This is a genomic window from Flavobacterium sp. B183 (assembly GCF_023539155.1).
GTDB lineage: Bacteria > Bacteroidota > Bacteroidia > Flavobacteriales > Flavobacteriaceae > Flavobacterium > Flavobacterium tructae.
Window position 1 is genome coordinate 3,790,585 of the sequence record NZ_CP097434.1, and the last position, 26,173, is coordinate 3,816,757.

Consider the following 26,173-nt stretch of genomic DNA (forward strand, 5'->3'; position numbering starts at 1 on the left):
GATGTCTTTTATAAAATAGAATTAAAATATATACTGAATACCCGACACAAACGATCTTGTAAACGGATACACAAAACGATCAATACCGGTATTAAGTACAGAACTACGTGAGAACTCAGGATCAATACCTGAATAATTGGTGATCGTAAATAAATTCTCTGCACTGATATAAATTCTAAGCTTGTCTATTTTTGCTTTGCCTAACATTTTGCTTGGTATTGTATATCCAAACTGCAATTGACGCATTCTTATAAAATTTCCACTTTCCAGAAAACGATCAGACTCACGGCTGTTTCCGTTAGGATCCTGTAATACAGCTCTTGGGATATCACTACGGTTATCCGGTGTCCATGAGTTTAATGTAGAAGCCAGCATATTAGTTCCTGAACTCATAGACTCATAAAAATAACGGTTTCCGTTGTACAATTTATTCCCCCAGCCGCTTCCAATCAATGCTGAAAAATCAAATCCTTTGTAGCTGGCTCCCAAAGTAAGATTCACTTCTACTTTTGGCAATCCTGTTCCTGAATAAGCTTTATCACTATCGTCAATAACTCCGTCTCCGTTTATATCTTTAAAACGAATATCACCCGGTTTTGCATTTGGCTGTAATAAAACGCCATTTTTATTGTGAGCATTTACCTCTTCAACCGATTGAAAAATACCATCTGTTTTGTACAGGTAGAATCCACTAATTGGACTTCCTACACGTGCCTGAGTTGGAAAATGTTCGGCATTGAATTTTAATCCTTCTCCATAAATAGTTTGCCCCTCGTTTGCTAAGGCTACTACTTTATTTTTAAGAGTTGTAAAATTTAAACCAGCATTGTATTTAAATTCACCAACCTGATCACGGTAATTTACTTCAAATTCAAAACCGCTGTTGCTAATCTTACCTACGTTAAGAATCGGATCATCCACTCCGGCAGATGGAGCCAGTTTTTTTGTAATTAATAAATTGTCCGTCACATTGTGATAGTAGTTCATCGAACCGCTGATTTTTCCTTTCAAAAGAGTATAATCAATACCAATGTTTTTAGAATCTGTAGTTTCCCACTGTAAATTTCTATTTTCTAATGCTAGCGCAATACTTCCCGGCCAGGGATTACTTCCAACTCCCTGTACATAACCTGAACCTAAAGAATTTCCTGTGTTAATTAAAGTATTAGCAGAATAGTATCCTAAAGCAGCTTCGTTACCCAATTGTCCCCAGCTCGCACGTAGTTTTAAAGTAGAGATAAAAATATCTTTCGGGAAAAAATCTTCCTGCTCGATTTTCCATCCTAAGGCGATAGATGGGAAAGTTCCCCAACGGCTGTCTGCACCAAACTTAGAAGAACCGTCTCTTCTAACGGTCATTTGCAATAAATAACGATCATTATAAGAATAGTTTAACCTTCCGAAGAAAGAAACACGATTGTATTGAAACTTTGAACCGTCTGCAGTGTAAGTCCCTCCTCTTCCGGCTCCGATAGTTTCAAAACCCGGATCAAGAAATCCTGACGGACGGTCAATCGAAACCAACTGTCCATTTTCTACAGTATAATCAGTTGTTTTTCCTTCAACACTTACCTGATTCCAGTTGGATGCCTGACTGTTAAAAGTATTCCCCAGCATTAAACCAAAAACATGTTTTCCGAAAGTTTTATCGATAGTAATAATGTTATCTAATATCTGCTCGTTCCAGGTTGTTCTCAACTCCGATTGCAAGGGATAAAGATGTACCTCTTTTGGATTAGCAATAAATGGAGGAAAATGAGCAGTTTGCTGGTTATTTTTCACACGATAAGAATAGGCCAATTTATATTTGAACCAAGGTGCAATATTAGCCGTTGCAGCAATATTAGCTGTAATATCCTGCCCTACATTATTACTTTTTCTAAAATGCTCTTCGGCAACCGGGTTCGTTCCGGCCGGCAAACCATTTTTGTTAGTCAATCCATAACCGTATTGCTCATTATCGTCATAAACCGGAACTAACGGAGACATTGTATAAACTTCTTTCAACTGAAAGTTAGGCAATGCATTTTGGGTTCCGATATAAGCCATTTTTCCATCAATATCAAAAATAGATTTTTTGAAACTTACCCTTGCACTTCCTGTTTGAGAACCAAATTGATTGTCGATAATAATTCCTTTTTGCTTTACAAAGTTTCCGTATAAAGCAAATTTAAAATCACCTTGTCTTCCCTGAACTCCCAAACCGTAGTTTTGTGTAAATCCGGAACGAAAAACTTCATCCTGCCAGTCTGTATTAACATCAGACGGAGCCGTTATATAAGCCGGAAGCGCTTTTGGTGAAGTTGCATACTTGTTATACTCATCATACATTCTTTTATGAACTGTGCGATATCCGTCAGCATCCAATAAATCTAATGTTTTCGATGGATTGGTGATACTTAAAAAAGAGCTGAAATCTATTTTTACACCTTCTTTTTGTCCATTTTTAGTGGTTACGATAATCACACCATTTGCAGCAACAGATCCGTAAATAGCAGCCGCAGCACCATCTTTCAATACCTCCATCGATTCGATATTGGTTGGATTTATCGTATTAATATCTCCCTGGAATCCGTCAATAATATAAAGTGGTTCTGTAGCTCCAAAGGTATTTACCCCACGGATTTTTACGCTCACAGAGGCACCTGCCACACCACCGCTTTTCTGCACGTTTACCCCCGCTACTAAACCCTGAAGTGCTTCAGAAGGGCTTGTTGTCGCTCTGGTTTCTAAACTTTCTTTTTTAACAGTAGAAATAGCTCCCGTAACGTTGCTTTTCTTCTGAGAACCATAACCAATAACGACTACTTCATTCAGTTTATTGGTTTCTTCCTGCATGGTAATATTAAGTTCACCACGATTGTTTACGGCCTCACTTTTCTCTATAAATCCCATATAAGAGAAAACAATAACCGGATTCACAAGACTTGATGAATATACCAAAGTATAATTTCCGTCAATATCTGTTGCAGCATTGTATTTAGAGTCTTTAATAGAAATACTCACACCCGGCAGCGTATTGTTCTTGTCATCAGTAACTTTTCCGGAAATGGTCTTTTGTGCTTGATTTGCTTGCGCAAAATTGATGTTTGGCAACCACAAGCATAACAATAAAGGAAGAAAATAGAACTTCCTAATGAGTAGTTTTTTCATTTTGGTAATGGTTTTGGTTAATTAAAATTTCGCTTTTTTTAGTTTTTTTTATTTGTAGGCAAGCACTTTATGAGACATTCGATTACAGAACTGTCTTATAAAGTGCGGTATTCTCTTTGATTTGACTTTTAGAAAAACGGTTGGTATTCGTTTATTTTATAAGTCAAACTTTATTCCTTGTGCTAATGGCAGACTAGTAGTATAATTAATGGTATTGGTTTGTCTGCGCATGTACACCTTCCAGGCATCGGAGCCGGATTCTCTCCCACCGCCTGTTTCTTTTTCTCCGCCAAAAGCACCGCCAATTTCAGCACCGGAAGTACCGATGTTGACATTCGCAATACCACAGTCAGAGCCTGTAACCGATAAAAATAATTCGGCCTCTCTTAAATTATTAGTCATGATTGCTGAGGATAAGCCTTGTGCTACACCATTTTGAATGGCGATCGCATTCTCGACAGTCCCTGAGTATTTTAATAAATATAAAACCGGAGCAAAAGTTTCGTGCTGTACGATTTCAAATGAGTTATCAGCCTCTGCGATAGCAGGTTTTACGTAACAGCCGCTTTCGTATCCTGAACCTGAAAGTACACCACCTTCAACCAGAATTTTTCCTCCTTCGGCTACCACTTTTCGTAGTGCCTGCTGGTACATTTCAACTGCCTGAGTATCGATCAACGGACCAACATGGTTCTTTTCGTCCAACGGATTTCCAATGCGTAATTGCTTGTAAGCAGCCACTATTGCATCTTTTACTTTGTCGAATATACTTTCGTGAATGATTAAACGACGTGTCGACGTACATCTTTGTCCCGCTGTACCAACGGCACCAAAAACAGCACCAATAACCGTCATTTTAATATCAGCATCCGGAGTTACAATGATGGCATTGTTTCCTCCCAACTCCAATAATGATTTTCCTAAACGTCCTGCAACTACCTGCGCTACAATTTTTCCCATGCGGGTTGAACCTGTAGCCGAGATCAAAGGAACACGTGTGTCTTTTGTCAATAACTCTCCAATGGTATAGTCGCCATTGATCAAACCTGAAATACCTTCCGGTAAATTATTCTCTTTGATAACCTCACTTATAATATTTTGACAAGCTATGGCACAAATAGGCGTTTTCTCTGATGGTTTCCAAACGCAAACATCTCCACAAATCCAGGCCAGGGCAGTATTCCACGCCCAAACAGCCACCGGAAAGTTAAAAGCCGAAATAATTCCAACTACTCCCAACGAATGATATTGTTCGTACATACGATGTCCCGGACGTTCTGAATGCATCGTTAATCCGTGAAGCTGACGAGAAAGTCCAACTGCAAAATCGCAGATATCAATCATTTCCTGTACTTCACCATAACCTTCCTGCAAAGATTTCCCCATCTCATAAGAAACTAATTTTCCTAATGCCTCTTTGTGCACACGCAACTTTTCCCCAAACTGACGTACAATTTCCCCACGCTGTGGTGCCGGCATCAGTCTGAACTGTTTGAAAGCAGCTGTTGCAGCCTCCATCACTTTTTCATAATCGGCAGCAGTTGATGTTTTAACTTTTGCGATCAATTGTCCGTCTACCGGAGAATAACTCTCCAAAATTTCTCCTCCTGAAAAATGATTCACTCCAGTTGAAGTTCCCTCATTAACTTCTTTTATTCCCAATTGGCTTAAAGCTTCCTTTATTCCGAATTGTAATTCTGTTACTGCCATTATGACTTTTTTAAAATAGGTTGTCCAGTTTTATACTATAAAAAACTGATTATGATAACGATAACTATACTTATTTCCTGTAATTATTTAGCCTCCTGCAGCTTTACATCTGTACTTTCAAATATTTTATCGGCAGACGATGCTACAAATCCCTGATACAATTCGCCATTCGCCATTGGATAACGGAGGGCAAACTCATAATAGCAAGATGGAATTTCTACCCCCCCCTCTTCAAAATCCACTACATACAGATCAGCAAGCGTGCTCGATTGCTCTAATAATTGCTCCGGAGTTCCTTTAATTTTTCCACCGGAAGCATTCAGTTTCCATCCGCTGTTTTCCAAAAAAGTATTAAGTTCTTCTAAGGTGTTAAACCCTTTTAAAGCATTGGTACTAATTGTAAAGTGATTGGCTCTGAAACCGTAAACATACATCCAGGCCGCATACTCAGATTCTTCTAATAAAGATTTATAGATAGCCTGTGAATTCCCTTTCCATACCGATCCGCTTAAGACTAATTCAGCATCGTTAAATAAGTTCTGATCACAACTGTTCAGGATATTCTGTACTGTTTCCTGTAACTCAGAAGAACATTTTTCTAATTCCAGCTCCGAAATAAAAATTCTTGGTGCATCTTTATCGGTAGCGTGCTCATAATGTCTGGCAAAAAGTTTTTTGCTTTCAAAATTATACTCTCCTTTTGCTTCATAACCAACATTCAGGAAAGGTTTTTCTAAAACCTCAATATTTACACGTTTATCATTAAAAGTACGAATCGCTATATGGTCATTTTTTATCTCTTCTCCTCTTTCTTCCAGTAATTCATGTATTCTTCTTGCAGATGGGGTAATATTGGCATATTGCTCCCATAATTTCATAAGTAATTGATTTTTATCCATTTCCGTTTTGTTAAAATAGTGTGATTATCACACAAATTTATATATAAAAGTGTTATTATAACACCTTACTTTTACGTTTATTTAAAATTCGACATTTCACATCATTTTTTTTGTAATTTTGACACTTATAAAATCATTTTTAACTTAAGAATTGTCAAAATAATAGAAATCTCTAAACTACGCCAAACCATGCCAAGTATCAAGAAGAATGAAAATACTGACTATTTAGACCGCGAAATCATACATAAACTAAGTGAAAATGGAAGAATCTCTTTTTCAGATCTTGCCAAGGAACTAAACATATCCAATTCATTGGTACATTTAAGAGTTAGAAAATTACAGGAATCGGGAATTATTACCGGTTTTTCGGTAAAATTAAATCCTAAAGAAATTGGTTTTGAAACCACTACTTATACAGGAATTGTGACTAAAGAAGCACGATTTTCCTATTCTATTGCCGAAAAATTAAAAGAAATTCCAGAAGTTGTAGAATGCCATTGGGTTTCGGGAAAGTATGCCTTATTTATTAAAATTGTGGCAGTTAATAATGAAGAGCTTCGCAAAATTTTATACGAGCAAATTCATCAAATTGAAGGTGTAGGAAGCACCGATTCGTTTTTCTCTTTTGGATCGGCATTTGAGAAAAACCTGCCGGTATAACCATTTATGCCAGCAGTAAAAGGTTTAAAGTTATCCGGGTTTACATTAGAAAAGCTGTTTTCTAAAACTTAATTTGAGAAAACAGCATCTGTTCTAAAAATACTTATTTACATTTTTCAATCAAATCCTCGGAAGGGTTTCTTCCAAAAACTTTAAAATATTTTTTTGAAAAATAATCTACTCTGGTGAAATTAAGATCATAGGCCAACCGAACAATAGAATCATAAGATCCGCTACACAATAATTGATGTGCCAGAATAATTTTTTCTTTTTTAAAAAAATCATTTGGTGTAACACCTTCAATTTCTTTAAAGAGTCTTTTGTATTTACTGGTCGACATATTGGCAACTTTTGACAACTCTCCAATTCCGGGGAATTTATTTTTTAAATTATGCAGTAAATACTTTTTAGAAATCTCCATGCCCGTCAGGTCTGTTTTTTTTATCCTGCACGAAGGCAAAACAGCATCTGAATACCGCTGAATAAAGTTACCTAATAATTTTAAAGCTACTCCTTTGAGATAGAAACTAGAAAATTGATTTAAAACATCCTTATTCTTTATCGAATCGATCAGTATTCTGCTATTGCTGTCAATAAGATCGTGAAAACAAAGTTCTTTGCTTTCAAATTTATCTTTTAGTTTGTGAACATACATTGGACGAAGTAATTTCTGATCCACGATTAAACGCATTGTAAATATCCTCTTCCCGGCTGTATGTTCATAAATATTTTCTATGCTATTCTTCCATACAAAGAGTCCCAAATTCGCTAAAGAGCCTACTTTATAACTAATATCGCGAATCTGAATCCAGTTGATCTCTTCGCTAAGATCAAAGTTTATGATATACAAATCATCATGACTTGCCTGCTGTTTAATTCTTAAAGGTGCTGTTAGTTGATAAGACTTGCTTTCTGAGTACAAATATAGAATGGTCCTACGAGATTTGAATGCCGGTTTCAATAAGTGCGTCAACTACGGAATAATTGATACTTTTTTCTGTAAATATGGAATATAATCTAGATCCTAAAAAGAATACAACACTGAATATCAATACATTCAATTATCCTAAAGCTAAAATAAAATAGAAATAAACTACGTTTCCGCAACAAATTAGATACTATCATTATATTGTCTCGTAAAATTCAGTGTATAAAAAAAGAGGGAATCTTCTCCCTCTTAAAAATGGTTAAATGTAAATAATTAGAATTGGTTAGTTACTGTACTTATTAAATCTACCTTTTAAAATCTAAAATTAAACCCCGCTGTAACAATTCCTTTATACGCGAAACCTAATTTTACGAATGCTCAAAATTCTTTGCCCTTTCTTAAATCTGCTGGATTTATTAGTTATACTATTTAATATTAACTTTTACTGTACAATCAAAAGCGGAATCTATAACAAACCATCATATTACTAATACAAACGTAAGTCTATTCGTACCATTTAATTATGCGTTTTAAAAACACGTTATCACCTAGGTAATAATCGGTTGTAAAGCGGTAATATTTGGTAAAATTAACCGGGTGCAAATAATACTTCTATCACACGATACGCAAAACGCCGATTTATGGTTTAAAACGATAAATAAAATATGGAGGCTTTCCCTGATCGTCCGCACCTGTAAAAGCTGGTGAACTATTGAGTTGATTTACTGAAATATACATCCAACCGTCTGGGCCTTTATAAACATTATCCGGCCATTGCAATTTTTGATTGTCCTGTAAAATAGTAGTTAATTTACCCGCAGTATTCAACTTTGTTATGGCGTGTTCTTGCAGATTTGTAAAATAATGATTCCCTTCTTCATCTGTCAAAGCTCCATCACTAAAAGGTTTGTCACCTGCTTTTTTTATTGCTTTACTAATTTCGGCATCACTTTTACCTTCTCTAAATAGTTTGGCTGGCACGCTATACCATGAAGTTCCATTCATTGCTCCAAAAAATATCGTTTCCCTGTCATTTGAAAGTGTAATCGGGTCAATAGCTACACGAGCCGGTTTTCCTCCAAAATAAGTTACTTTACCATCAATAATCATATCTTTATCTTCTGCCTGCAAAGATACATGTCCGCTAAATCGGCGTGTTTTTTTTGTTTTCAGATTCAAAACAATAATACCCGGATTGGCAATATCGGCTAAGTAAGCAAAACCATTTTTTTCATCAATGGCAACATCCTGCGTAAATGTACCTTTAGGCGCAATAGTTTGAGGCAATTCAATTTTTTGAACTACTTTATTCTTACTGATATCAAAGGCCCAAAGTCTGGATTTACCTAATTCGAGTCCCATATCGGTAACCCATAACTGATTGTTTTTATCAAAGATTAACCCCAACATCGCATCAAATTTTGCGTCGGTTGCTTTTGCATCATATTTCTGATAAGTTTCAGATGGGTAAGGAATCGCTTTTCCGTTTACAATTTCTACCAATTGCATCTTCTGACTTCCCAAGGGATGAATGGTTGCAAAAACACGACCCTCGGCTGATACAGCAACGTCACCTGGACGAATGTCCATTGCGGCAACTACTTCGAGAGGTTCGGCTGTTTTTTGGGCATTTGCAAAATAACTGGCGGTCCCTTCAATCCAATCTTTACGTGGGGGAGCAAAAAAATCAATATCTAATGTCCCATCTTCCAAACATTCAAACTGATGGGGAATATTCCCCGGAATAATCAACACCTCTCCGGCACTAACAAGGTACTCTTTACCTTGCATGGTTACTTTTACACTTCCCTTTGTAATATAAGTAGTTTGCTCATTTGGATGTTGATGAAGTGGTACTTTAGCACCTTTATCCATCTTAAACAACGCCAGCATCCCCTGCTCTCCATACACATATTTACGCTGTAATTTATCTCCTAGTTGTTCCCATCCCAAATTATCAAATTTTAGATGTTGGATTTCTTTCGTTTGCTGTGCGGTCATAGCGGCAGCGAGCAAAATCATAGTAGAAATTGCTAATTTTAATTTTGTCATGTTTGTTGAATTTTAAATAATAAAAGCGGTTTATACCGGCACTCTGTTAGTAAGAGCTTTTAACGCCGTCTTGCTTTGTCCAGGGTTTGTTAAAGACTTTATTCTGCTGGGGCAAAATAACCTCATAACCCGGTTTTTCGTCTATGCTTACTTTTATAGTTGCTGTCCTTAATTTTCCGGAAATCAGATGCCCGCCATATTTACGGTCTCTGGAAATAAAATGAAAATGAAACGGAGACAAGTCGATCGCTGAAAGATAAGGCGGATTGTAAAAGCCAACCATAGTCCCCGAGATATGTTCTCTTTTATACAAAGGTCTTGTTTTCATGAGTTCGGACAGCCCGGTAGTCTCATTTTCATCAAGCCGCCTCGCACCACCGACTGTAATGTTTTCAAATTCACATTCTATGCGAACGGCATAAGGTTTATTAACCGAAGGAAGTCTTTTTATCACCTCGTTCTGGAGTTCTTCGATATCTTTTGTATCGGTAAGTTCAAACTGCATATCAGCTTTAAAGAAAACAACTGAACCAAATGGTATCTTAAAGCTGTTTGTTGCAACCCCAATCACTCCCGAAGCATCTACCCTATAGAAAATACCATCAAGTACAATCATTTCACCGTCTAAATAATTGTAAGTACCAATTCCGAAATTTCCTTTTTTAGCGAGTTCTCCAATCGATAATTCTCCTGTATAAACGCCATTACGCATCGCATCCATTACAGAATAATGAAAAACAGGTCTTTCTTCCTGAACCTGTGCTTTTACAGGCAAAAAGCCTAATACTGCAATAAAAAAAACTGCCATTCCGGTACTATTATTTCTCATGCCTTTATATATTAGATTACTTTCTTTCGTTATATTAGCAAAGATATCCCTAAAGAAAGTAGGACAAATTGTACATGTAAACAATTTTCCTGTACAATTTTATCATCAGCTCTAAAAGTTAATCACCATCATCAAGTTTCAGTAAACTTAAAGTTGTGATGACGTTATGTATTCTAAGAGAGAAGCACGGGATATCTTTATATTAATTGTCTCAACGGGTTAATATAATACAGGTTTACGATAATAAACCAACATTCAAACCTTGAGAAAGCATTGATATTTGTTATTTTATACTTTTAAAAAACTATGATAAAATTAATTCCTGTCAGATTTCACAAATATTATTATTCTGCAAGTTGTTTTTTACTATTGGTTGGATGCAAAACCGCTCAACAAAATGTTATACAGCACAATTATATCGCCGGAGAAAAAAACAAAGGCGATTTGTTTTACAATACATTACTGGATGTTTCCATCGACATCCCGGAAAATGTGAGCTATGAAGATCTTTCTAAGATTAATATAAGTACACTAAGAAAACGAATTGGGAATTATAAAGATATTTCTGCTGCAAAGGCAATACTTAGTTATAAAACAAATCAAAATTTAGAAAGCTATTATTTCTTTGAAAAGATTGAAAAACCAACTGACACCATTGTTCACGAAAAGCTGATTCTAAATGACAGTATCAATGGCATTATAATTTTTGAAAAACAAAAAGGAACGAAAAAAGTCATTTCACTTACACGAATGTCTGGCAATTCAAATCATTTGGAAATGGCTAACGAAAATATACGAAGGGTTCATCTAGACAGCACCTCTTTGAATAAATTGTCTTATATGCACTTATTTAATTATTACACCGCTGAGCCACATAAAAACTACCTTCAGGGAAGAGAAAAAATAAAGCACGCACCTATAAAAGATCCAAGAAAAACAATGTTAAAACCCCCTTTATACTTGACGATCAATTCATTTATAGGCAATAATAAAGAATATAATTTACTACTTAAAGAACATGAAAGCGATAAAAGTGATTTTAAACAAACTGTTCTAAATTCTCTAACTAAAAATGAAGTCAAAAAGGAAGAAGCTGTAATTGCCGCAATTGGAGATCTCGCTAACGACAATCAGATTATTATACTCAATGAGGATCATTTTTATCCCAAACATCGATTGTTTGCCATGAATCTTCTGGATGTCTTGAAAGAAAAAGGATTCACCGTGATTTCTATGGAAACCTTTACACCTAATTATGGTACTAATACCGCACCTGTTCCAAATGCTAAAAATGGTTTTTATATCAAAGATCCCTATTTTGGTCACTTTGTAAGGAAAGCAAATGCTATGGGATTTACTCTTGTGGGGCATGAAAATTCAGATCAGAAGGTAGACCGGGAAATTGGCCAGGCCAAAAATATCATGAAGATACTGGAAAAAGATCCAAAAGCAAAAATTTTCATTTATGTAGGTCATGGTCATCTGGAAGAAGAAGGAAAAAAGCGTCTTATGGGCAGTTACTTAAAAGAATACTCGAACATAGATCCTGTTACTATCAATCAGGAGACTGTTATAATGAAGACGAAAGAAAAATTAGTTCTGCTCCCTAAATCAGTATTTGCAAAAGATACTTTAATGAAATCAAGTGCTGATTATTTTGTAATTAATAACCTTGAAGCCGACCTGCAGTCTGTTTACCCTAATCAGCCGTTTAAAAAAGTAAATCTGAAAGACCGGAAGCTCTCACAATTTAAAAACGAAGAACTATTGGTTGACGTTTTCTTATCAGAAGAGTATAATGCGACTAAAAATGCAGATTTACTAATTCCGATTCAATCTATTTTAGTAGCTCCAAAAAACAACACAATTGAAATTGATTTACCTGTTGGACAATACTATATTACTGCAAAATCAGCCCAAAATGAGTTGTTTCAATTTAATCGAATAGGAGTCAATTAATGCTACAGGTTATTTCAAAAAAAATCCCGTTTTCAATGGTGTTGAAAACAGGATTTCTACTATCTGATTTATTTTTAATGACTCAAATTCTCTAATTCTTTCGGGTCATGTTTGTGTTTAAATAAAATCGCAAAAGCAATTGCAATTACTAAGGCATAAGATGCAAATGACAGCCAGATGGTTTGCCAGTCTTTCATTAAAATAGGATTAGTAAATATTCCATCTGCAGAAACTGAATTACCTTGACTTTTTACAAAATCAAGCATTTTTGAATTTGTACTTTCAGTTTGTAAAAATGACGCCAATTCAGTTGTATTAGTAAACGATTTGGTAAAAAAGCGATCAATAGCCCAACCTGAAGTTAAACTTCCTAAAACCGCACCTATACCATTGGTCATCATCATAAACAATCCTTGTGCAGAGGAACGTATTTTTGAATCGGTATTGCTTTCAACGAACAACGAACCTGAAATATTGAAAAAATCAAATGCCATTCCGTACACAATACATGACAATATGATCATCCATAAACCTCCTACAGGGTCTCCAAAACCAAATAATCCAAAACGCAATACCCAGGCCAACATACTAATCAGCATTACCTGTTTGATTCCAAAACGTCTTAAGAAAAATGGAATTGCAAGAATAAATAATGTCTCAGAAACCTGAGAAATCGACATGATGATAGTCGAATATTTAATTACAAAAGAATCTGCATATTTAGGAAAATGTTTGAATTCGTCTAAAAATACGTCTCCGTAAGCATTCGTCAATTGCAAAGCGCCTCCTAAAAACATAGAGAATACAAAAAACAAGGCCATTTTATAATTTCCAAACAATTTAAAGGCTTCCAAACCTAAAGTTTCAACCAGAGAGGCATCTTCCTTAGTAAGACGCTGCGGCTTACATTTTGGCAATGTGAAGGCATAAATTCCAAGAATCAACGCACCAACTCCGGCAATGTAAAACTGATATTCTGTTGCTTTGCTTCCACTTAAATTAGTGATCCACATTGCAGCGATAAAACCAATGGTACCCCAAACACGGATAGGCGGAAAATCTTTTACAATATTTTTATTATTTAATTTAAGCGAGGTATACGAAATTGAATTACTCAAAGCAATGGTTGGCATGTAGCAGCACATTGCGATAAACATTACGTATATAAAATTATCGGGGGTGGTAACGTGTGCAATACCAAATAAAACTGCTGCGTAAAGAATGTGCAGGACACCATACAGTTTTTCTGCATTAATCCATCTGTCTGCAATAATCCCGGTTAAGGTGGGCATGAATAAAGAAGCAATTCCCATGGTTCCGAAGACCAAACCAAACTGAGTTCCTTCCCAGTTTTTAGTTCCAAACCAATAATTTCCAATTGTTATAAGCCAGGCTCCCCAAACAAAAAATTGAAGAAAGCTCATTATAATCAACCTGTTTTTAATTCCCATACGATGAAATTGTCTTTAAAATAAATGAAGCGGTAAAACTACCATTAAAAATGATATCTACAAAAAATTAAATTGTTTTAACAACATCTGTTGCTAATTCCAGCACTGCTGTAAACTGTTCTTCTCTGTTTAAGTAAGAATTATCTATTTCTATCGCATCATCGGCAATAATTAAAGGAGAATCTTCACGATGTGTATCGATATAGTCTCTCTCGACTACATTTTTCAGGACATCTTCATAAGAAACGTTGTCTCCTTTTTGTTGCAATTCATCGAAACGTCTCTGTGCACGGGTTTCGGCACTGGCGGTCATGAATACTTTAAGTTCAGCATTTGGAAACACTACGGTGCCAATGTCTCTTCCATCCATTACAATACCTTTATTTTTCCCCATTTCCTGCTGTTGTTCCACTAATTTGGAACGTACTTCAGAAACTTCTGCTACTTTACTAACGAAACTGGAAACTTCAATGGTTCTGATTTGTTTCTCTACATTTTCTCCATTAAGATACATCTCGGCAAAACCAAGATCGGCATTAAATTTAAACTCTAACTGAATGTTCGGTAAAGCCGTTATAAGGGCTGCTTTATCAAAAAAATCGGCTGCAATAAGCTGGTTTTTCATGGCAAAGTAGGCTACGGCACGGTACATTGCTCCGGTATCTACATAAACATATTCTAACTCTTTTGCTAATTGTTTTGCCAAAGTACTCTTTCCTGTAGAGGAGAATCCATCAATTGCAATGGTAATTTTTTTCAATTTTTTTATTTTTAAATTTAAACTTATTTACTGCGATGGTCCGGTTTCAATAGTAAATACTCATCACAATATCGGATCCGGAATTGTCAATTATTTTTGCCACTCTTTCAAAATACTTTTTGTTCACCATTGGGCATCCATAACTGTTGCAAATATATCCATTTTGCTCTTTATACGGAACATCAAAATAATAATGAAAAACAATATTACGATCAAATGCATTGGAATTTGTGGTATCTAATCCGTATAATTTATAAGCTTTACCAAACTTTCCATTATAATGCTCACCAACAGCATATTTCCCCAATGAAGTACTGAGTGAATTGGGGACATTACTAAATTTTAACTTCCCTTTTATTCCAGTTTCAGACCCCAAACCATGGGCTACTAAACCTTTATCAATAATTTTATTAGCTCTTAGATCGTATATAAAAAAGCGATTCTTGCCGGAAGGAATTTTCATATCGATAAAGAAAGCATATTTGTCATTGTATTTTGAATCACTTTTTATAATTTCCTTGATTTCATTGATCTTTCTTTTGTCAATTGTACTTGTTACTGCTAAAGGAACTGTACTGTCTTTCCTGCTGATCTTATACCCAATAAAGAAAAGCAATACAATAAGAAAAATAAAAAGGATTTTCTTCATACTATAATATTGGACAATGTGGAAATATAAAATGGAATAAAATCAGGACAAAAAAAATGCTGTTGAAGGAAAAACAACAGCAAAATATGATTTAAGTATCTTTAAACTATGTTCCAGGTTTGCTAATAATAAACATCCAGAATGATATTTGACTTAGAACAATCTATATATTTTTCAAGTCTTTTAAAGAACTGTTCATTAACCATTGGACAGCCATGGCTGTTACTGATGTAATAATCTTGCTCTTCATAAGGAACTGCAGAATAATAATGCAACACTATGGCTCTTTTTAAAGCATTATTATTGGTTTCATCCAGACCATTTAATTTATAGGCTTTTCCGAAGATTCCTTTATAACATTTCTGAATCACATATCGGCCTAAAGCAGTGCAATTGGAATTAGGAGTATTACTAAAGCGTAAACTTCCTTTTACACCCGTTTCTGATCCCGAGCCGTGTGCTACAAGCCCCTGATCGATAATTTTACTGTTTACCAAATCGTAAACAAAAAAACGATTTTTGCCTGACGGTATGCTCATATCAACGAAAAAAGCAATTTTGGTATTGTATTTAGAATCAATACTCATCATGTTTTTTATTTCGTTTACTCTAAGGTTCATACGCTCTACTTCCAGAGTGGAAATAGCGGTTTCTTTTTTATAGTAGTGTTTTGCACCCGTTAAAACTCCAACTGTTAAAAACAAAAACAAACTAAGTATTTTCATATCATTACTGAAAATTTAAAATTAGACCAAAAAGACTTGTATTTGCTGCTAAAGTATATCTGGAATATGAATAATTAAATTTTAATCTGTTCATTTTTAATCCAAATCCTACTGACACCCCTGAAAAATTACGCTGTTCATTCACCCGTAATTCTTCTCCCCTTCTAAAATTATATCCTAAACGCAAATTAAATGCTTTTTTTGGGAAAAGTTCTACTCCTAAAACAACATGCCTTAAAGCATTGTTTAAAAATGAAACCTTTTCTTTGTTTGTTGATCCATCTATGCCGGTTCCTCCACGAACGGGATTCGAAAAAGAGATGTTCCACTGTTGCAAATTTTCTAATGTAAGATGCCAGCGAAGGGGCACATGCTCTAATTCCTGAGAAACTCCGGCCACAATTTCAAATGGTAAATTTTCTTTTATACCCGAGTACGTTGTAAACTGTGTACCTATATTACGGATTACCAGACCCAAATTTACGTCATTTTTTTCAATTACATACAAAAAACCTAAATCAATTGCTCCTCCTATCGAATTATAACTTTCTAACGTTGAAGTTATTAGCTTAGCACTTGCTCCAATATGCAAATCAGTATAAGGAACATTATAAGCATACCCCAATGAAAGTGCGCCTTCACTCCCGGTAAAATTAGAAGTAGCCTGACCATTTTCATCATAACCTTCAAATGAACCATAATTGACATAACTCACTCCTGCATAAAATGTTTGCACATGTCTGTCGTAAGTATAAGCATAAGAAGCAGTTCCATAAGAAGCTTCTCCATAGTAACTCCCATAATTCAGAGCAAGACGATTGTCCATATCTTCATTTAAAGCTGCCGGGTTAGACATCACTTGATTGACATCCTCGTCATAAATCGTGATGGTTTCTCCACCTAAAGCTGCCTGTCTAGGAGAGGTCGTTAAATTCAAGAACTGATAGGTGTGACGCCCTCCTATTTGCCCATAACTAACAGAGCAAATTGTTACTAATAAAAATAAAACAAACTGTTTTAACATTCTTTTGGGGCGATCCTATAGAGGGATAACGCAAGTGCGAAGATAAAATTATATCAATTATAAAAATAAAATACGATAAAATAAATTCCAATAGTAAAAATCCAAATTCCAAAACTGTTGCCTTAGATTAAATTTCAATAAAAAAAATTCCAAATTCCAAAACTGAGTTCTCAGATTGGAATTTGGAATTTAGATCTTGTTTTTTAAAGTCTACACTTTAAACTATTTCAGCGTTTTCGCATTTTTAACGTTCTGATCGGTCAAAGCCAAAGCCAGAACTTCACTCATTTCTTTTACATAATGAAAAGTAAGTCCTTCTAAATATTCGGCTTTAATTTCATCAATGTCACTTTTATTTTCATGACATAAAATAATCTCTTTGATATTGGCTCTTTTTGCTGCCAGGATTTTTTCTTTAATTCCGCCCACCGGTAAAACTTTACCACGAAGCGTAATTTCACCTGTCATGGCTAAACTTTTCTTTACTTTCTTCTGTGTAAGTAATGAAACTAAAGACGTTAACATGGCTATTCCGGCACTTGGACCGTCTTTTGGTGTTGCGCCTTCCGGTACGTGTAAATGGATATTGTACTTTTGAAACAATTCAACATTCAAGCCTAATTTTTTAGCATTGGCTTTGATATATTCTAAAGCAATTGTAGCCGATTCTTTCATTACATTACCAAGGTTTCCGGTAATGGTCAAAGCTCCTTTTCCTTCCGAAATCAACGATTCAATAAATAAAATATCTCCACCAACACTGGTCCAGGCTAAGCCTGTAACTACGCCTGCAATATCGTTGTTTTCATATTTATCACGTTCCAATCTTGGTACCCCCAAAACGGTCACGATATCTTCGTCGGTTACTTTTTTATTGTATTCCTCCTCCATCGCTACTGCTTTTGCTGCATTACGAATGACCTGAGCAATTTTAGTTTCAAGGTTACGAACTCCGGATTCGCGTGTGTATCCTTCTACGATTTTTTCCAGTTGTTTTTTACCAATGGTCAAATCTTTAGCCGTCAATCCGTGTGCTTCTAATTGTTTCGGGAAAAGGTGTCTTTTGGCAATTTCAACTTTTTCTTCGATGGTGTAACCGGACATTTTGATTACTTCCATTCTGTCGCGTAAGGCCGGCTGAATGGCTGACATATTGTTTGAAGTTGCGATAAACATTACTTTAGACAAATCGTACCCCATTTCAAGGAAGTTGTCGTAAAAAGCATTGTTTTGTTCCGGATCTAATACTTCTAATAAGGCTGAAGACGGATCACCACTGTTACCGCTCGACAATTTATCAATCTCGTCCAGTATAAAAACAGGATTTGAGGTTCCGGCCTTTTTCAAACTCTGAATGATTCGTCCCGGCATAGCACCGATATAAGTCTTTCTGTGTCCGCGAATTTCAGCTTCATCACGTAAACCACCTAAGGAAATACGTACGTACTCACGTCCTAAAGCCTCAGCAACCGAACGACCGATAGAAGTTTTACCAACTCCCGGAGGCCCTGTCAAACAGATAATAGGCGATCTCATATCGTTACGAAGTTTCAATACAGCCAAATGTTCGATCATTCTTTTCTTTACTTCTTCAAGTCCAAAATGATCTTTATCTAATACTTTTTGTGCATGTTTTAAATCGAATTTATCTTTAGAATATTCACCCCAAGGTAATTCTAAAAACAATTCCAGGTAGTTACGCTGAATTCCAAAATCAGGAGATTGCGGGTTCATTCTGCGCATTTTAGACAATTCTTTTTCGAAATGTTTCTGCGTTTTCTCGTCCCACTTTTTGGTTTTGGCCTTCAACCCCATTTCATCCATTTCTTCCTCCTGCGAAACGCCTCCCAATTCTTCCTGAATGGTTTTCATTTGCTGGTGAAGGAAATATTCACGCTGCTGTTGGTCTAAATCAAAACGAACTTTTGACTGAATGTCGTTCTTCAATTCTAATTTTTGCAGTTCCACATTCATGTAACGCAACGTTTCAAGCGCACGTTCTTTTAATCCGTTTATCGATAACAAACCTTGTTTTTCTTTTACGGATAAATTCATATTAGAAGAAACAAAATTGATTAAAAACGACTGGCTTTCAATGTTTTTAATCGCAAAAGTAGCTTCTGACGGAATGTTTGGGCTTTCTTTTATAATTTGAATCGCCAATTCTTTTACCGAATCTAAAATTGCGGTAAACTCGGTATCATCTTCTGCCGGACGTTCTTCTGAAACTTCTTTGATCGTGGCAGTGATATAAGGCTCTTCTGAAACTACTTCATCAATTTCGAAACGTTTTTTACCTTGTAGAATTACGGTTACGTTTCCGTCAGGCATTTTTAAAACGCGAAGAATTCTGGCTACGGTTCCAATTTTATGAATATCATCTTTTGACGGGTCTTCGTCTTCTTCATTAATTTGAGAAACCACACCAATAATTTTTCCGCCAGCATTGGCATCATTAATTAATTTGATTGATTTATCTCTTCCTGCCGAAATCGGAATAACAACTCCCGGAAATAAAACGGTATTGCGCAATGGTAAAATAGGCAACGAGAGCGGAAGCTCTTCGTTATTCATTTCCTCTTCGTCTTCCGGAGTTAATAATGGAATCAAATCTGCTTCTGAGTCAAATTCCTGAAGTGACAGATTGTCAATTGTGAGTATTTTATGGTTTGACATAATAGTATATAAGTCGTTTTGTCATTAAATATTTCATACTAACCGCAAATATAACTTTACAGGCGGTAGTTTTTACTAAATCTGTGCAAAGTATTTCATTTACAAGATTAGCGGTAAAAATAGACAATCATTGTGCCAAAAGCAAAAAAGAAAGTTTTGAAATTGTATGATAGAAGTTAAATAACCGAAGAAAGACAATTATTTAAAAAAAAAAAAAATTAATTTTATCAAAACTGTAACAAACCCAAAAAAGCAAAGTCATTATTAAAAACTAGCAACAATTACTTGAGTATAACTAACCAGAATATCGAAGAATTAATCACGCTTTGTAAGGAGAACAACCAAAAAGCGCAATTCGAAGTTTACAATCGTTATTGTAAAGCGATGTACAATGTGGCATTCCGCATTGTGAAAGATGAACATTTTGCACAGGACGTCATGCAGGAAGGTTTTCTGAAAGCTTTTACAAAAATCAATGATTACAAACAAGAAGTAGCGTTTGGTGCGTGGTTAAAAAGAATAATCATCAATTACAGTATTGATTTTTATAAAAAGAATAATGCTTTTCAGGCAGAAGATTTGACTAAAACCCTTTATAAAATAGAGGAAAATGACAGTGTATTAAGTGACAGCATTGATCTGAATTCACTTAAAGTAAAACAAGTCTTAGATACGATTTCGAACCTGAAAGACAATTATCGTATGGTTTTAACCCTTTTTTATATTGAGGGTTACGATCAGGAGGAAATTAGTGAAATATTAAACATCAGTTATGCTAATTGCCGGACGACGCTAAGCAGAGCAAAAGAAAGTTTACGAAAAAAATTAGAGGAGATATGAAAAAGGAAAATGACGATTTAGATCAATTATTCAAAAAGTTTGAGAACCAATGGGATGTAGCCGAATTAACTTCTGACCATCAGCTTGATTTCTTAAATAAATTAAACAAAAAACAGCCTAAGAAGAAAAATAATGCGGTTTGGGCCATTGCTGCTTCAATTGTGGTGTTGTTGGGGGTATCTATATTCTACAACAGTTACCAGGAGCCTAAACAGTATAAGTTTGCTTCGAAGGAAGCCAAAAGAACCGATTCGATATTCAGTATTTTAATCGATAATGAGCTAGTAAAATTAAAAGAAAAAAGTTCTCCTCAGAATGAACAAATTATTAACGATGCCTTAAAACAAATGAAGGTGTTTGATACCGATTATGCAAAAATCATGAAAGAACTGCAGAAAAACGGTGAAAACAAACAAATTATTTACGCCATGATCAGTAATCTGGAAACACGTATTTCCTTTTTACAAACAGTATTGAAACGCATTGAAGAAAATGAAAATTTTAAAACTAACACTACACATGAAAAAACATTATAAAATACTCATCCTATTGCTTTTACTTCCTTTTTTAGGGTTCTCAAACGATGATAATAGTTACATCACTAAGCAAAAGAACATTAAAAAAACCTATATCGTAAATTCGAACGCAGGTATTGATATTGACAACAAATACGGAGACATCACCGTCAGTACCTGGAATGAAGATAAAATAGACATTGACATTACTATTAAGGTAACCAGTAAAAATGAAAGCTGGGCAAACCAAAGACTGAACAGTATTGATGTTGACATTACTGCCCTTAAATCGATGGTTACTGCGGTGACAAACCTTGGAAATTCTTCGGTAAGAAGTAAAGGAAGTGCAGATTTCTTTGAAATTAACTATGTTATTAAGATCCCGAAAAACGGTTCGGTAAAACTTAATAATAAGTACGGAGATATCACAACACTGAGTTTAGAATCTACCACAGATATCACTTGTAAATACGGAAAGATAACGTTAGGAAAATTAAATGGTTCCAGCAATCGAATCGAAATAGGCTATTGCGATAACTCAACCATTGAATCTATCAAAAACGGAAATATTGAAGCACGCTATTCTAACCTGAAAATTACCAATTCCGGAAACTTAAACATAGACTCGAATTACACTGATTTGTATTTGCTTGATGAAGGCCAGAATATCAAATACGATAGTAATTACTCTACTTTTAAACTTCAAAAAATTAGTTCGCTGACGGGTTCCGGAAATTACTTAAGTGTTTCTGTTGGAGAACTCTCCGGTAATTTGAATATTGACACTGCCTATTCAAAGATAAATGTGGACACTCTGAACGAGAAAAAAAAGAATGTGAATGTAGCGAGCAGCTACACGAATGTATCACTGGGTTACAGCGCTGATCTTTCATTTGATTTTGACATTAACACCAGATACGGGAATATCAAGTACGACAGTTCATTAGAAACATCAGTGGCGGAAAGCAAAGGCAGTGCTAAAAAATAAGCGGTTACAACAAGAAAAAAGGACAAAGCAAAATAACGGTAACTACCAGCTATGGTAATGCCGCATTAATCAAAAAATAACAATCTAAAACAATCAAAACAATGAAAACATCAGTTAAATTATTCGTTTGCAGTGCATTTTTATTCAGTTTTATTGCAAATGCTCAATGGTCTAATAAAAAGATAAAAGGAAATGGCAACGTCGTTTCTGAAACCAGAACTACTTCTGATTATGATGGTATAAAAATTTCCGGTTTTTTTGATGTGGATTTAGTAGCAGGGAAAGAAGGAAAAATTACACTACAAGGGGAACAAAATTTATTGGCCGCCATAAAAGTTGAAGTGGAGAATAACATTTTAAAAGTTTACGTTGAGAAAGGCGTTAATCTCTCTCCAAGTCTTGGAAAAAAGATCGAAATGACGATCCCTTTTGAAACCATATCTCAATTGAGCCTTGCAGGTTCAGGAGACATCCGTACTAAAAACCCAATTAAAAATGACAAATTTCAGGCAAGATTATCAGGTTCAGGAAACTTTAATCTGGCTTTAGATTCCAACGATCTTGAATTGACTTTAAGCGGATCAGGAGATGTAAATTTAAAAGGAAATGCGGCTAATTTTTCTACCATATTATCAGGTTCCGGAGATATCGATGCCACAAATCTTAAAACAAAAAACAGCGAAGTAACCATTTCAGGATCAGGAGATGTTCGCGTAAACTGTACTGAAAGTATAAGTGCAAAAGTTTCTGGATCCGGTGATGTGAGATACAGCGGAAATCCAGAAAAAAGAAGTGTAAAAGTTTCAGGATCAGGAAGTATCTCAAAAGCTTAATTTAAAAAAAAGCTCAATAATAAAAGATTTTACCATCATCAAATCAAAGAACAAACAGCTTACTTTTCTTTTATTATTGAGCTTATACTTTAAAAGCGGTACCGCGATCAAAAATCACTACCAATGAAACGAACTTTTTTAGTTTTACTTCTGATTACCTCCTGCACTTTATCATTTTCTCAAGAAACAACTATTTCTGAAAAAATCAAATCTCTGGACAGCTTAAAAAATGGTACTGCAGAAATGATGTCAAAATACAACCTTAAAGGATTAAGTGTTGCCGTTTTTGAAAATTACAAAGTAATCTGGACGAATCAATGGGGTGCAAAAGCAATAGATACAGGAGAAAAAATTGATTTGAACACTGCTTTTTCTACTGCCTCCATTTCAAAGCCTATCGTCGCTATTGTTTGTACAATTTTAGAGGAAAAAGGATTAATCAACCTTAATGCCCCTATCTCTCAATATCTAAAATCATGGCAATTGCCTAAAAGCGACTTTACCACAAAAACACCCGTTACCTGGAAGCACCTATTATCCCATACAGCCGGAACAAGTCAGGGCGGTTTTGAAGATTATTATCAGGGAGATTCCATTCCCACAATTGTAGAAAGTCTGCAGGGCAAATTATTACCCCGATCTAAAAAGCCTATCGAATTTCTTTTCAAACCTGAGACCGACTGGCAATATAGCGGTGGCGGTTATGTAATTATTCAATGTGCTCTGGAAGATCATTTCAAAAAGCCATTGGCACAAATTGTCAAAGAGCAGCTTCTTGATCCTTTGCATTTGCAGAATTCAACTATGATTCAGCCCAATGAAAATGGTTTTCTGACTAATATTGCTAAAGTACACAACAGTAATGGTAAAATAATCCGAACAGGAATTCCCATCACGCCACAAGTTGCGCCTTCGGGATTGTGGTCTACTCCTACTGATCTGGCCTTAATTGCGATTGAATTGCAAAAAGCACTTGCGGGTAAAGGAAAAGTGATTTCTAAAGCCGTGGCTGAAAAGGTTACAAACATAGTTACAATGAAAGGTCCACGAGGATGGAGTTACGGATGGCAGCGCAGTCTTGGATACGGAAATCTGGACTGGTTCTCGCATGATGGCTCTAATACCGGAACCGGTGGAGATTTGCTTGCTACCATGAAAAATGGTAACGGAATTGCCGTTTTAGCCAACGGTGACAAACCTAACAGACTTCCTGTAATGACGTACATCGAAAAGGAAGTCATCACAAAACTAAACTGGTCTAAACCAATTAAGGGAGGTGCTGTTAAAATTCCATCAGAATTAAAAAATGCTATAAAAGGGTATTATACTGAGATTCTGTACGGATATGACCGAATGGGAACAACTAAAATAGCTGAAGAGCATAACGGCCTCTATCTTTACTCTCCATTTTTAAAAGAGAATTTTGATACCGAAAAAACTAAGATGCATTACTTAGGAAACAATACTTTCAAAATCGATAATTATCCGAACGAAATTCATTTTAACTTACTCAATCATAAATTACAAGCCATAACGATCACCCGTGCAGTTAGTACCACGCGATTTTTGCAGCTTAGCCTGGAACAAATCAGAACGCCACAGACTCAGTTAATCGAAATATTCAGTGAGAATACGTTTGAAACTGCTGTTAATCAATTTAAAAAATTAAGATTAAAATATCCTGACTATAATTTTGAAGACGATCTAAACAATTTTGGTTACAATTTGTTTAATAAGAAGCTAACTGATCTTTCGGTTCAGATTTTTGCTCTTAATTGTTCAGAATATCCGGCTTCTGCGAATGCTTTTGATAGCTTGGGTGAAATTTATGAAGCCATTGGACAATTAGGTCCTGCCAAAGAGAATTATTTAAAATCGTTGGAATTAAATCCTAAAAACGAAAATGCCGCGCAAATGCTTGTAAAAATCAATGCGCAGCTTAAATCTAAATAATATTGAAGTAAAAGTGCTTTTTAAAGCTACAGTCTAAACACGAATTCCACGAATTTGCACAAATTCTAAAAGGCGAGCCCCTGTTTAGTGACAATTCGTGCAATTCGTGTTATTCATTATACTTCATCCACAGAGCAGCTTTCTAAAGTGCCTTTTTTGGTACTCTTCTTAAAAGAAAAATAGCCGTCACAAAGAAAATGGCCAAAATCACAATTGCGGCACGCGGACTTCCGGTGATCTGATCGATGATTCCATAAACGCACATTCCGATTACAATTCCGATTTTCTCCGCTACATCGTAAAAACTAAAGAAAGAAGCGGTGTCTTCTGTTTCCGGTAATAATTTTGAATACGTCGAACGGGACAATGCCTGAATTCCCCCCATCACAAATCCGGCTACAGTAGCCATCACATAAAAATGCATTGGTAATACTATAAAGTACGCCAAAGCACAAAATACAGCCCAAATACTATTGATAACAATCAAAGTTGGAATGTTTCCAAACTTAGCCGAGGCTCTTGAGGTTAAAACTGCTCCAACAACTGCTACTAACTGGATAATCAAAATACATTTTATTAATCCTATGGTACTATCTTCTTTGGTTGCCCACTCAATTTCCTGCGCTCCAAAATAAGTCGCTACAAGCATTACCGTTTGCACCGCCATACTTGAAACAAAAAATCCACTTAAATATCTTCTTAGAGCAATATTATCTTTTAGCAAAGCCCAAACTTTTTTTAACTCTTTAAAGCCATTAAAAACAACTGAACTGGTTAATTTCTGACCACTCGCTTTACTTCCTTTTGGCAGATAATAGTAGGTATACTGACTGAACAGAATCCACCAGACTCCAACCATTATAAAAGAGTAACGCATGGCTTTCATCGCAGCTTCACCATCGGTTCCGGTAATACCAAAAAGTCTTGGCTTCATAATCATTGCTAAATTGATAATCAGCAACAAGACACTACCAATATACCCCATCGAATACCCTTTGGCGCTAATTTTGTCCTGCTGTTCTTCAAAAGCAATATCCGGCAGATAAGAGTTATAAAAAACCAAACTTCCCCAATATCCCAGCAATCCCAGGAAATAAAAGGCTAATCCTGTATAAATATTATCGAGATCAAACCAATACAATCCCATGCATGACAGGGCTCCCATATAACAAAAGAATTTCATGAAAGCTTTCTTGTTCCCCACATAATCGGCAATTCCGGATAATAAAGGAGAGATAAAAGACACTACCAAAAAGGCTGCTGCGGTAATAAAACTAATTAAGGCCGAGTTTTTAAGATGCATTCCAAATACATCAATATAATGGTCGCGATCTGTAAATAAAGCTTCGTAAAAAATAGGGAATACTGCCGATGCAATCGTTAAAGTGTAAACCGAATTGGCCCAGTCGTAAAATGCCCAGGCATTCAATAATTTCTTATCTCCTTTTTGTAGGTTCTTCATAGTAATGGTTTTGTTAACAGGCTACGAATTTATTTCTTTTTTATTACAATCAAATCAATTTTCAGTAATTCATGTATTAATAAATTATCAGCATAAAAAAAGCCATC

At 35.5% G+C, this 26,173-nt stretch carries 20 protein-coding genes; 7 read left to right on the plus strand and 13 right to left on the minus strand.

The features are described from left to right. Positions 1–21 precede the first annotated feature (21 nt). From M4I44_RS16035 to M4I44_RS16045, 3 genes are all read right to left on the minus strand, one after another. Positions 22–3,153 carry a TonB-dependent receptor gene (locus M4I44_RS16035; RefSeq protein ID WP_249965350.1) on the minus strand — a complete coding sequence of 1,044 codons (3,132 nt, stop codon included), beginning with the start codon at positions 3,151–3,153 and terminating at the stop codon, positions 22–24. Between the two features lie 156 nt (positions 3,154–3,309). After that, positions 3,310–4,863, minus strand: a complete 1,554-nt coding sequence (locus tag M4I44_RS16040) for an aldehyde dehydrogenase family protein (RefSeq protein ID WP_017497157.1) — start codon at positions 4,861–4,863, stop codon at positions 3,310–3,312. Positions 4,864–4,946: 83 nt separating this feature from the next. Further along, positions 4,947–5,762 (minus strand): DUF1338 domain-containing protein, encoded by an 816-nt coding sequence (locus M4I44_RS16045; protein WP_249965351.1) that lies wholly within the window; start codon positions 5,760–5,762, stop codon positions 4,947–4,949. Positions 5,763–5,951: 189 nt separating this feature from the next. Here M4I44_RS16045 and M4I44_RS16050 point away from each other — a divergent pair, with 189 nt between their 5' ends. Next, positions 5,952–6,422, plus strand: coding sequence for an Lrp/AsnC family transcriptional regulator (locus M4I44_RS16050; RefSeq protein ID WP_017497155.1), 471 nt, complete (start codon positions 5,952–5,954; stop codon positions 6,420–6,422). 103 nt (positions 6,423–6,525) lie between these two features. Here M4I44_RS16050 and M4I44_RS16055 read toward each other — a convergent pair whose 3' ends face one another. From M4I44_RS16055 to budA, 3 genes are all read right to left on the minus strand, one after another. Beyond that, positions 6,526–7,344 (minus strand): helix-turn-helix domain-containing protein, encoded by an 819-nt coding sequence (locus M4I44_RS16055; RefSeq protein WP_249965352.1) that lies wholly within the window; start codon positions 7,342–7,344, stop codon positions 6,526–6,528. A gap of 645 nt (positions 7,345–7,989) precedes the next feature. Then, the gene (locus M4I44_RS16060) at positions 7,990–9,402 is read right to left on the minus strand and encodes an L-dopachrome tautomerase-related protein (protein WP_249965353.1); all 1,413 of its coding nucleotides are present in this window, start codon (positions 9,400–9,402) and stop codon (positions 7,990–7,992) included. Between the two features lie 46 nt (positions 9,403–9,448). Further along, complete coding sequence (budA, locus tag M4I44_RS16065) at positions 9,449–10,231, minus strand: acetolactate decarboxylase (RefSeq protein ID WP_249965354.1); 783 nt, start codon at positions 10,229–10,231, stop codon at positions 9,449–9,451. Between the two features lie 306 nt (positions 10,232–10,537). Between budA and M4I44_RS16070 the strand changes: the two genes are divergently transcribed. Further along, positions 10,538–12,190, plus strand: a complete 1,653-nt coding sequence (locus M4I44_RS16070) for a hypothetical protein (RefSeq protein ID WP_249965355.1) — start codon at positions 10,538–10,540, stop codon at positions 12,188–12,190. Positions 12,191–12,264: 74 nt separating this feature from the next. Here the strand turns inward: M4I44_RS16070 and M4I44_RS16075 are convergent, their stop codons facing one another. From M4I44_RS16075 to lon, 6 genes are all read right to left on the minus strand, one after another. Then, positions 12,265–13,641 (minus strand): nucleoside permease, encoded by a 1,377-nt coding sequence (locus M4I44_RS16075; RefSeq protein WP_249965356.1) that lies wholly within the window; start codon positions 13,639–13,641, stop codon positions 12,265–12,267. A 67-nt stretch (positions 13,642–13,708) separates the two neighbouring features. Then, positions 13,709–14,401: a (d)CMP kinase gene (gene cmk, locus M4I44_RS16080; RefSeq protein WP_249965357.1), complete on the minus strand. Its 693-nt coding sequence runs from the start codon at positions 14,399–14,401 to the stop codon at positions 13,709–13,711. Positions 14,402–14,447: 46 nt separating this feature from the next. Beyond that, positions 14,448–15,050 carry a murein L,D-transpeptidase catalytic domain-containing protein gene (locus M4I44_RS16085; RefSeq protein WP_249965358.1) on the minus strand — a complete coding sequence of 201 codons (603 nt, stop codon included), beginning with the start codon at positions 15,048–15,050 and terminating at the stop codon, positions 14,448–14,450. A gap of 122 nt (positions 15,051–15,172) precedes the next feature. Then, the gene (locus tag M4I44_RS16090; protein ID WP_249965359.1) at positions 15,173–15,775 is read right to left on the minus strand and encodes a murein L,D-transpeptidase catalytic domain-containing protein; all 603 of its coding nucleotides are present in this window, start codon (positions 15,773–15,775) and stop codon (positions 15,173–15,175) included. Between the two features lie 4 nt (positions 15,776–15,779). After that, complete coding sequence (gene porQ / locus M4I44_RS16095) at positions 15,780–16,799, minus strand: type IX secretion system protein PorQ (RefSeq protein ID WP_017498485.1); 1,020 nt, start codon at positions 16,797–16,799, stop codon at positions 15,780–15,782. 222 nt (positions 16,800–17,021) lie between these two features. Beyond that, entirely contained in the window at positions 17,022–19,475 is a 2,454-nt protein-coding gene (gene lon, locus M4I44_RS16100; RefSeq protein WP_089077906.1) for an endopeptidase La, read from the minus strand. Positions 19,476–19,760: 285 nt separating this feature from the next. Between lon and M4I44_RS16105 the strand changes: the two genes are divergently transcribed. From M4I44_RS16105 to M4I44_RS16125, 5 genes are all read left to right on the plus strand, one after another. Next, positions 19,761–20,315 (plus strand): RNA polymerase sigma factor, encoded by a 555-nt coding sequence (locus M4I44_RS16105; protein ID WP_026110196.1) that lies wholly within the window; start codon positions 19,761–19,763, stop codon positions 20,313–20,315. Beyond that, positions 20,312–20,851 carry an anti-sigma factor gene (locus tag M4I44_RS16110; RefSeq protein ID WP_249965360.1) on the plus strand — a complete coding sequence of 180 codons (540 nt, stop codon included), beginning with the start codon at positions 20,312–20,314 and terminating at the stop codon, positions 20,849–20,851. The genes M4I44_RS16105 and M4I44_RS16110 overlap by 4 nt, the downstream gene beginning before the upstream one ends. After that, positions 20,835–21,818 (plus strand): hypothetical protein, encoded by a 984-nt coding sequence (locus tag M4I44_RS16115; RefSeq protein ID WP_249965361.1) that lies wholly within the window; start codon positions 20,835–20,837, stop codon positions 21,816–21,818. The genes M4I44_RS16110 and M4I44_RS16115 overlap by 17 nt, the downstream gene beginning before the upstream one ends. A gap of 101 nt (positions 21,819–21,919) precedes the next feature. Then, the gene (locus M4I44_RS16120; RefSeq protein WP_249965362.1) at positions 21,920–22,651 is read left to right on the plus strand and encodes a head GIN domain-containing protein; all 732 of its coding nucleotides are present in this window, start codon (positions 21,920–21,922) and stop codon (positions 22,649–22,651) included. Between the two features lie 123 nt (positions 22,652–22,774). Continuing rightward, a complete protein-coding gene (locus tag M4I44_RS16125) occupies positions 22,775–24,604 on the plus strand; it encodes a serine hydrolase domain-containing protein (protein WP_249965363.1) in 1,830 nt (609 codons plus the stop codon). 142 nt (positions 24,605–24,746) lie between these two features. On the opposite strand, the gene M4I44_RS16130 is transcribed toward M4I44_RS16125, so the two are convergent. Beyond that, a complete protein-coding gene (locus tag M4I44_RS16130) occupies positions 24,747–26,066 on the minus strand; it encodes an MFS transporter (RefSeq protein WP_249965364.1) in 1,320 nt (439 codons plus the stop codon). Positions 26,067–26,173: the final 107 nt, after the last annotated feature.

Bases quoted from the DNA above. Each gene is read 5' to 3' on its own strand.
- M4I44_RS16035 (WP_249965350.1), bottom strand. From the start codon at position 3,153: ATGAAAAAACTACTCATTAGGAAGTTCTATTTTCTTCCTTTATTGTTA.
- M4I44_RS16040 (WP_017497157.1), bottom strand. From the start codon at position 4,863: ATGGCAGTAACAGAATTACAATTCGGAATAAAGGAAGCTTTAAGCCAA.
- M4I44_RS16045 (WP_249965351.1), bottom strand. From the start codon at position 5,762: ATGGATAAAAATCAATTACTTATGAAATTATGGGAGCAATATGCCAAT.
- M4I44_RS16050 (WP_017497155.1), top strand. From the start codon at position 5,952: ATGCCAAGTATCAAGAAGAATGAAAATACTGACTATTTAGACCGCGAA.
- M4I44_RS16060 (WP_249965353.1), bottom strand. From the start codon at position 9,402: ATGACAAAATTAAAATTAGCAATTTCTACTATGATTTTGCTCGCTGCC.
- budA (WP_249965354.1), bottom strand. From the start codon at position 10,231: ATGAGAAATAATAGTACCGGAATGGCAGTTTTTTTTATTGCAGTATTA.
- M4I44_RS16070 (WP_249965355.1), top strand. From the start codon at position 10,538: ATGATAAAATTAATTCCTGTCAGATTTCACAAATATTATTATTCTGCA.
- M4I44_RS16075 (WP_249965356.1), bottom strand. From the start codon at position 13,641: ATGGGAATTAAAAACAGGTTGATTATAATGAGCTTTCTTCAATTTTTT.
- M4I44_RS16085 (WP_249965358.1), bottom strand. From the start codon at position 15,050: ATGAAGAAAATCCTTTTTATTTTTCTTATTGTATTGCTTTTCTTTATT.
- M4I44_RS16090 (WP_249965359.1), bottom strand. From the start codon at position 15,775: ATGAAAATACTTAGTTTGTTTTTGTTTTTAACAGTTGGAGTTTTAACG.
- porQ (WP_017498485.1), bottom strand. From the start codon at position 16,799: ATGTTAAAACAGTTTGTTTTATTTTTATTAGTAACAATTTGCTCTGTT.
- lon (WP_089077906.1), bottom strand. From the start codon at position 19,475: ATGTCAAACCATAAAATACTCACAATTGACAATCTGTCACTTCAGGAA.
- M4I44_RS16110 (WP_249965360.1), top strand. From the start codon at position 20,312: ATGAAAAAGGAAAATGACGATTTAGATCAATTATTCAAAAAGTTTGAG.
- M4I44_RS16115 (WP_249965361.1), top strand. From the start codon at position 20,835: ATGAAAAAACATTATAAAATACTCATCCTATTGCTTTTACTTCCTTTT.
- M4I44_RS16120 (WP_249965362.1), top strand. From the start codon at position 21,920: ATGAAAACATCAGTTAAATTATTCGTTTGCAGTGCATTTTTATTCAGT.
- M4I44_RS16125 (WP_249965363.1), top strand. From the start codon at position 22,775: ATGAAACGAACTTTTTTAGTTTTACTTCTGATTACCTCCTGCACTTTA.
- M4I44_RS16130 (WP_249965364.1), bottom strand. From the start codon at position 26,066: ATGAAGAACCTACAAAAAGGAGATAAGAAATTATTGAATGCCTGGGCA.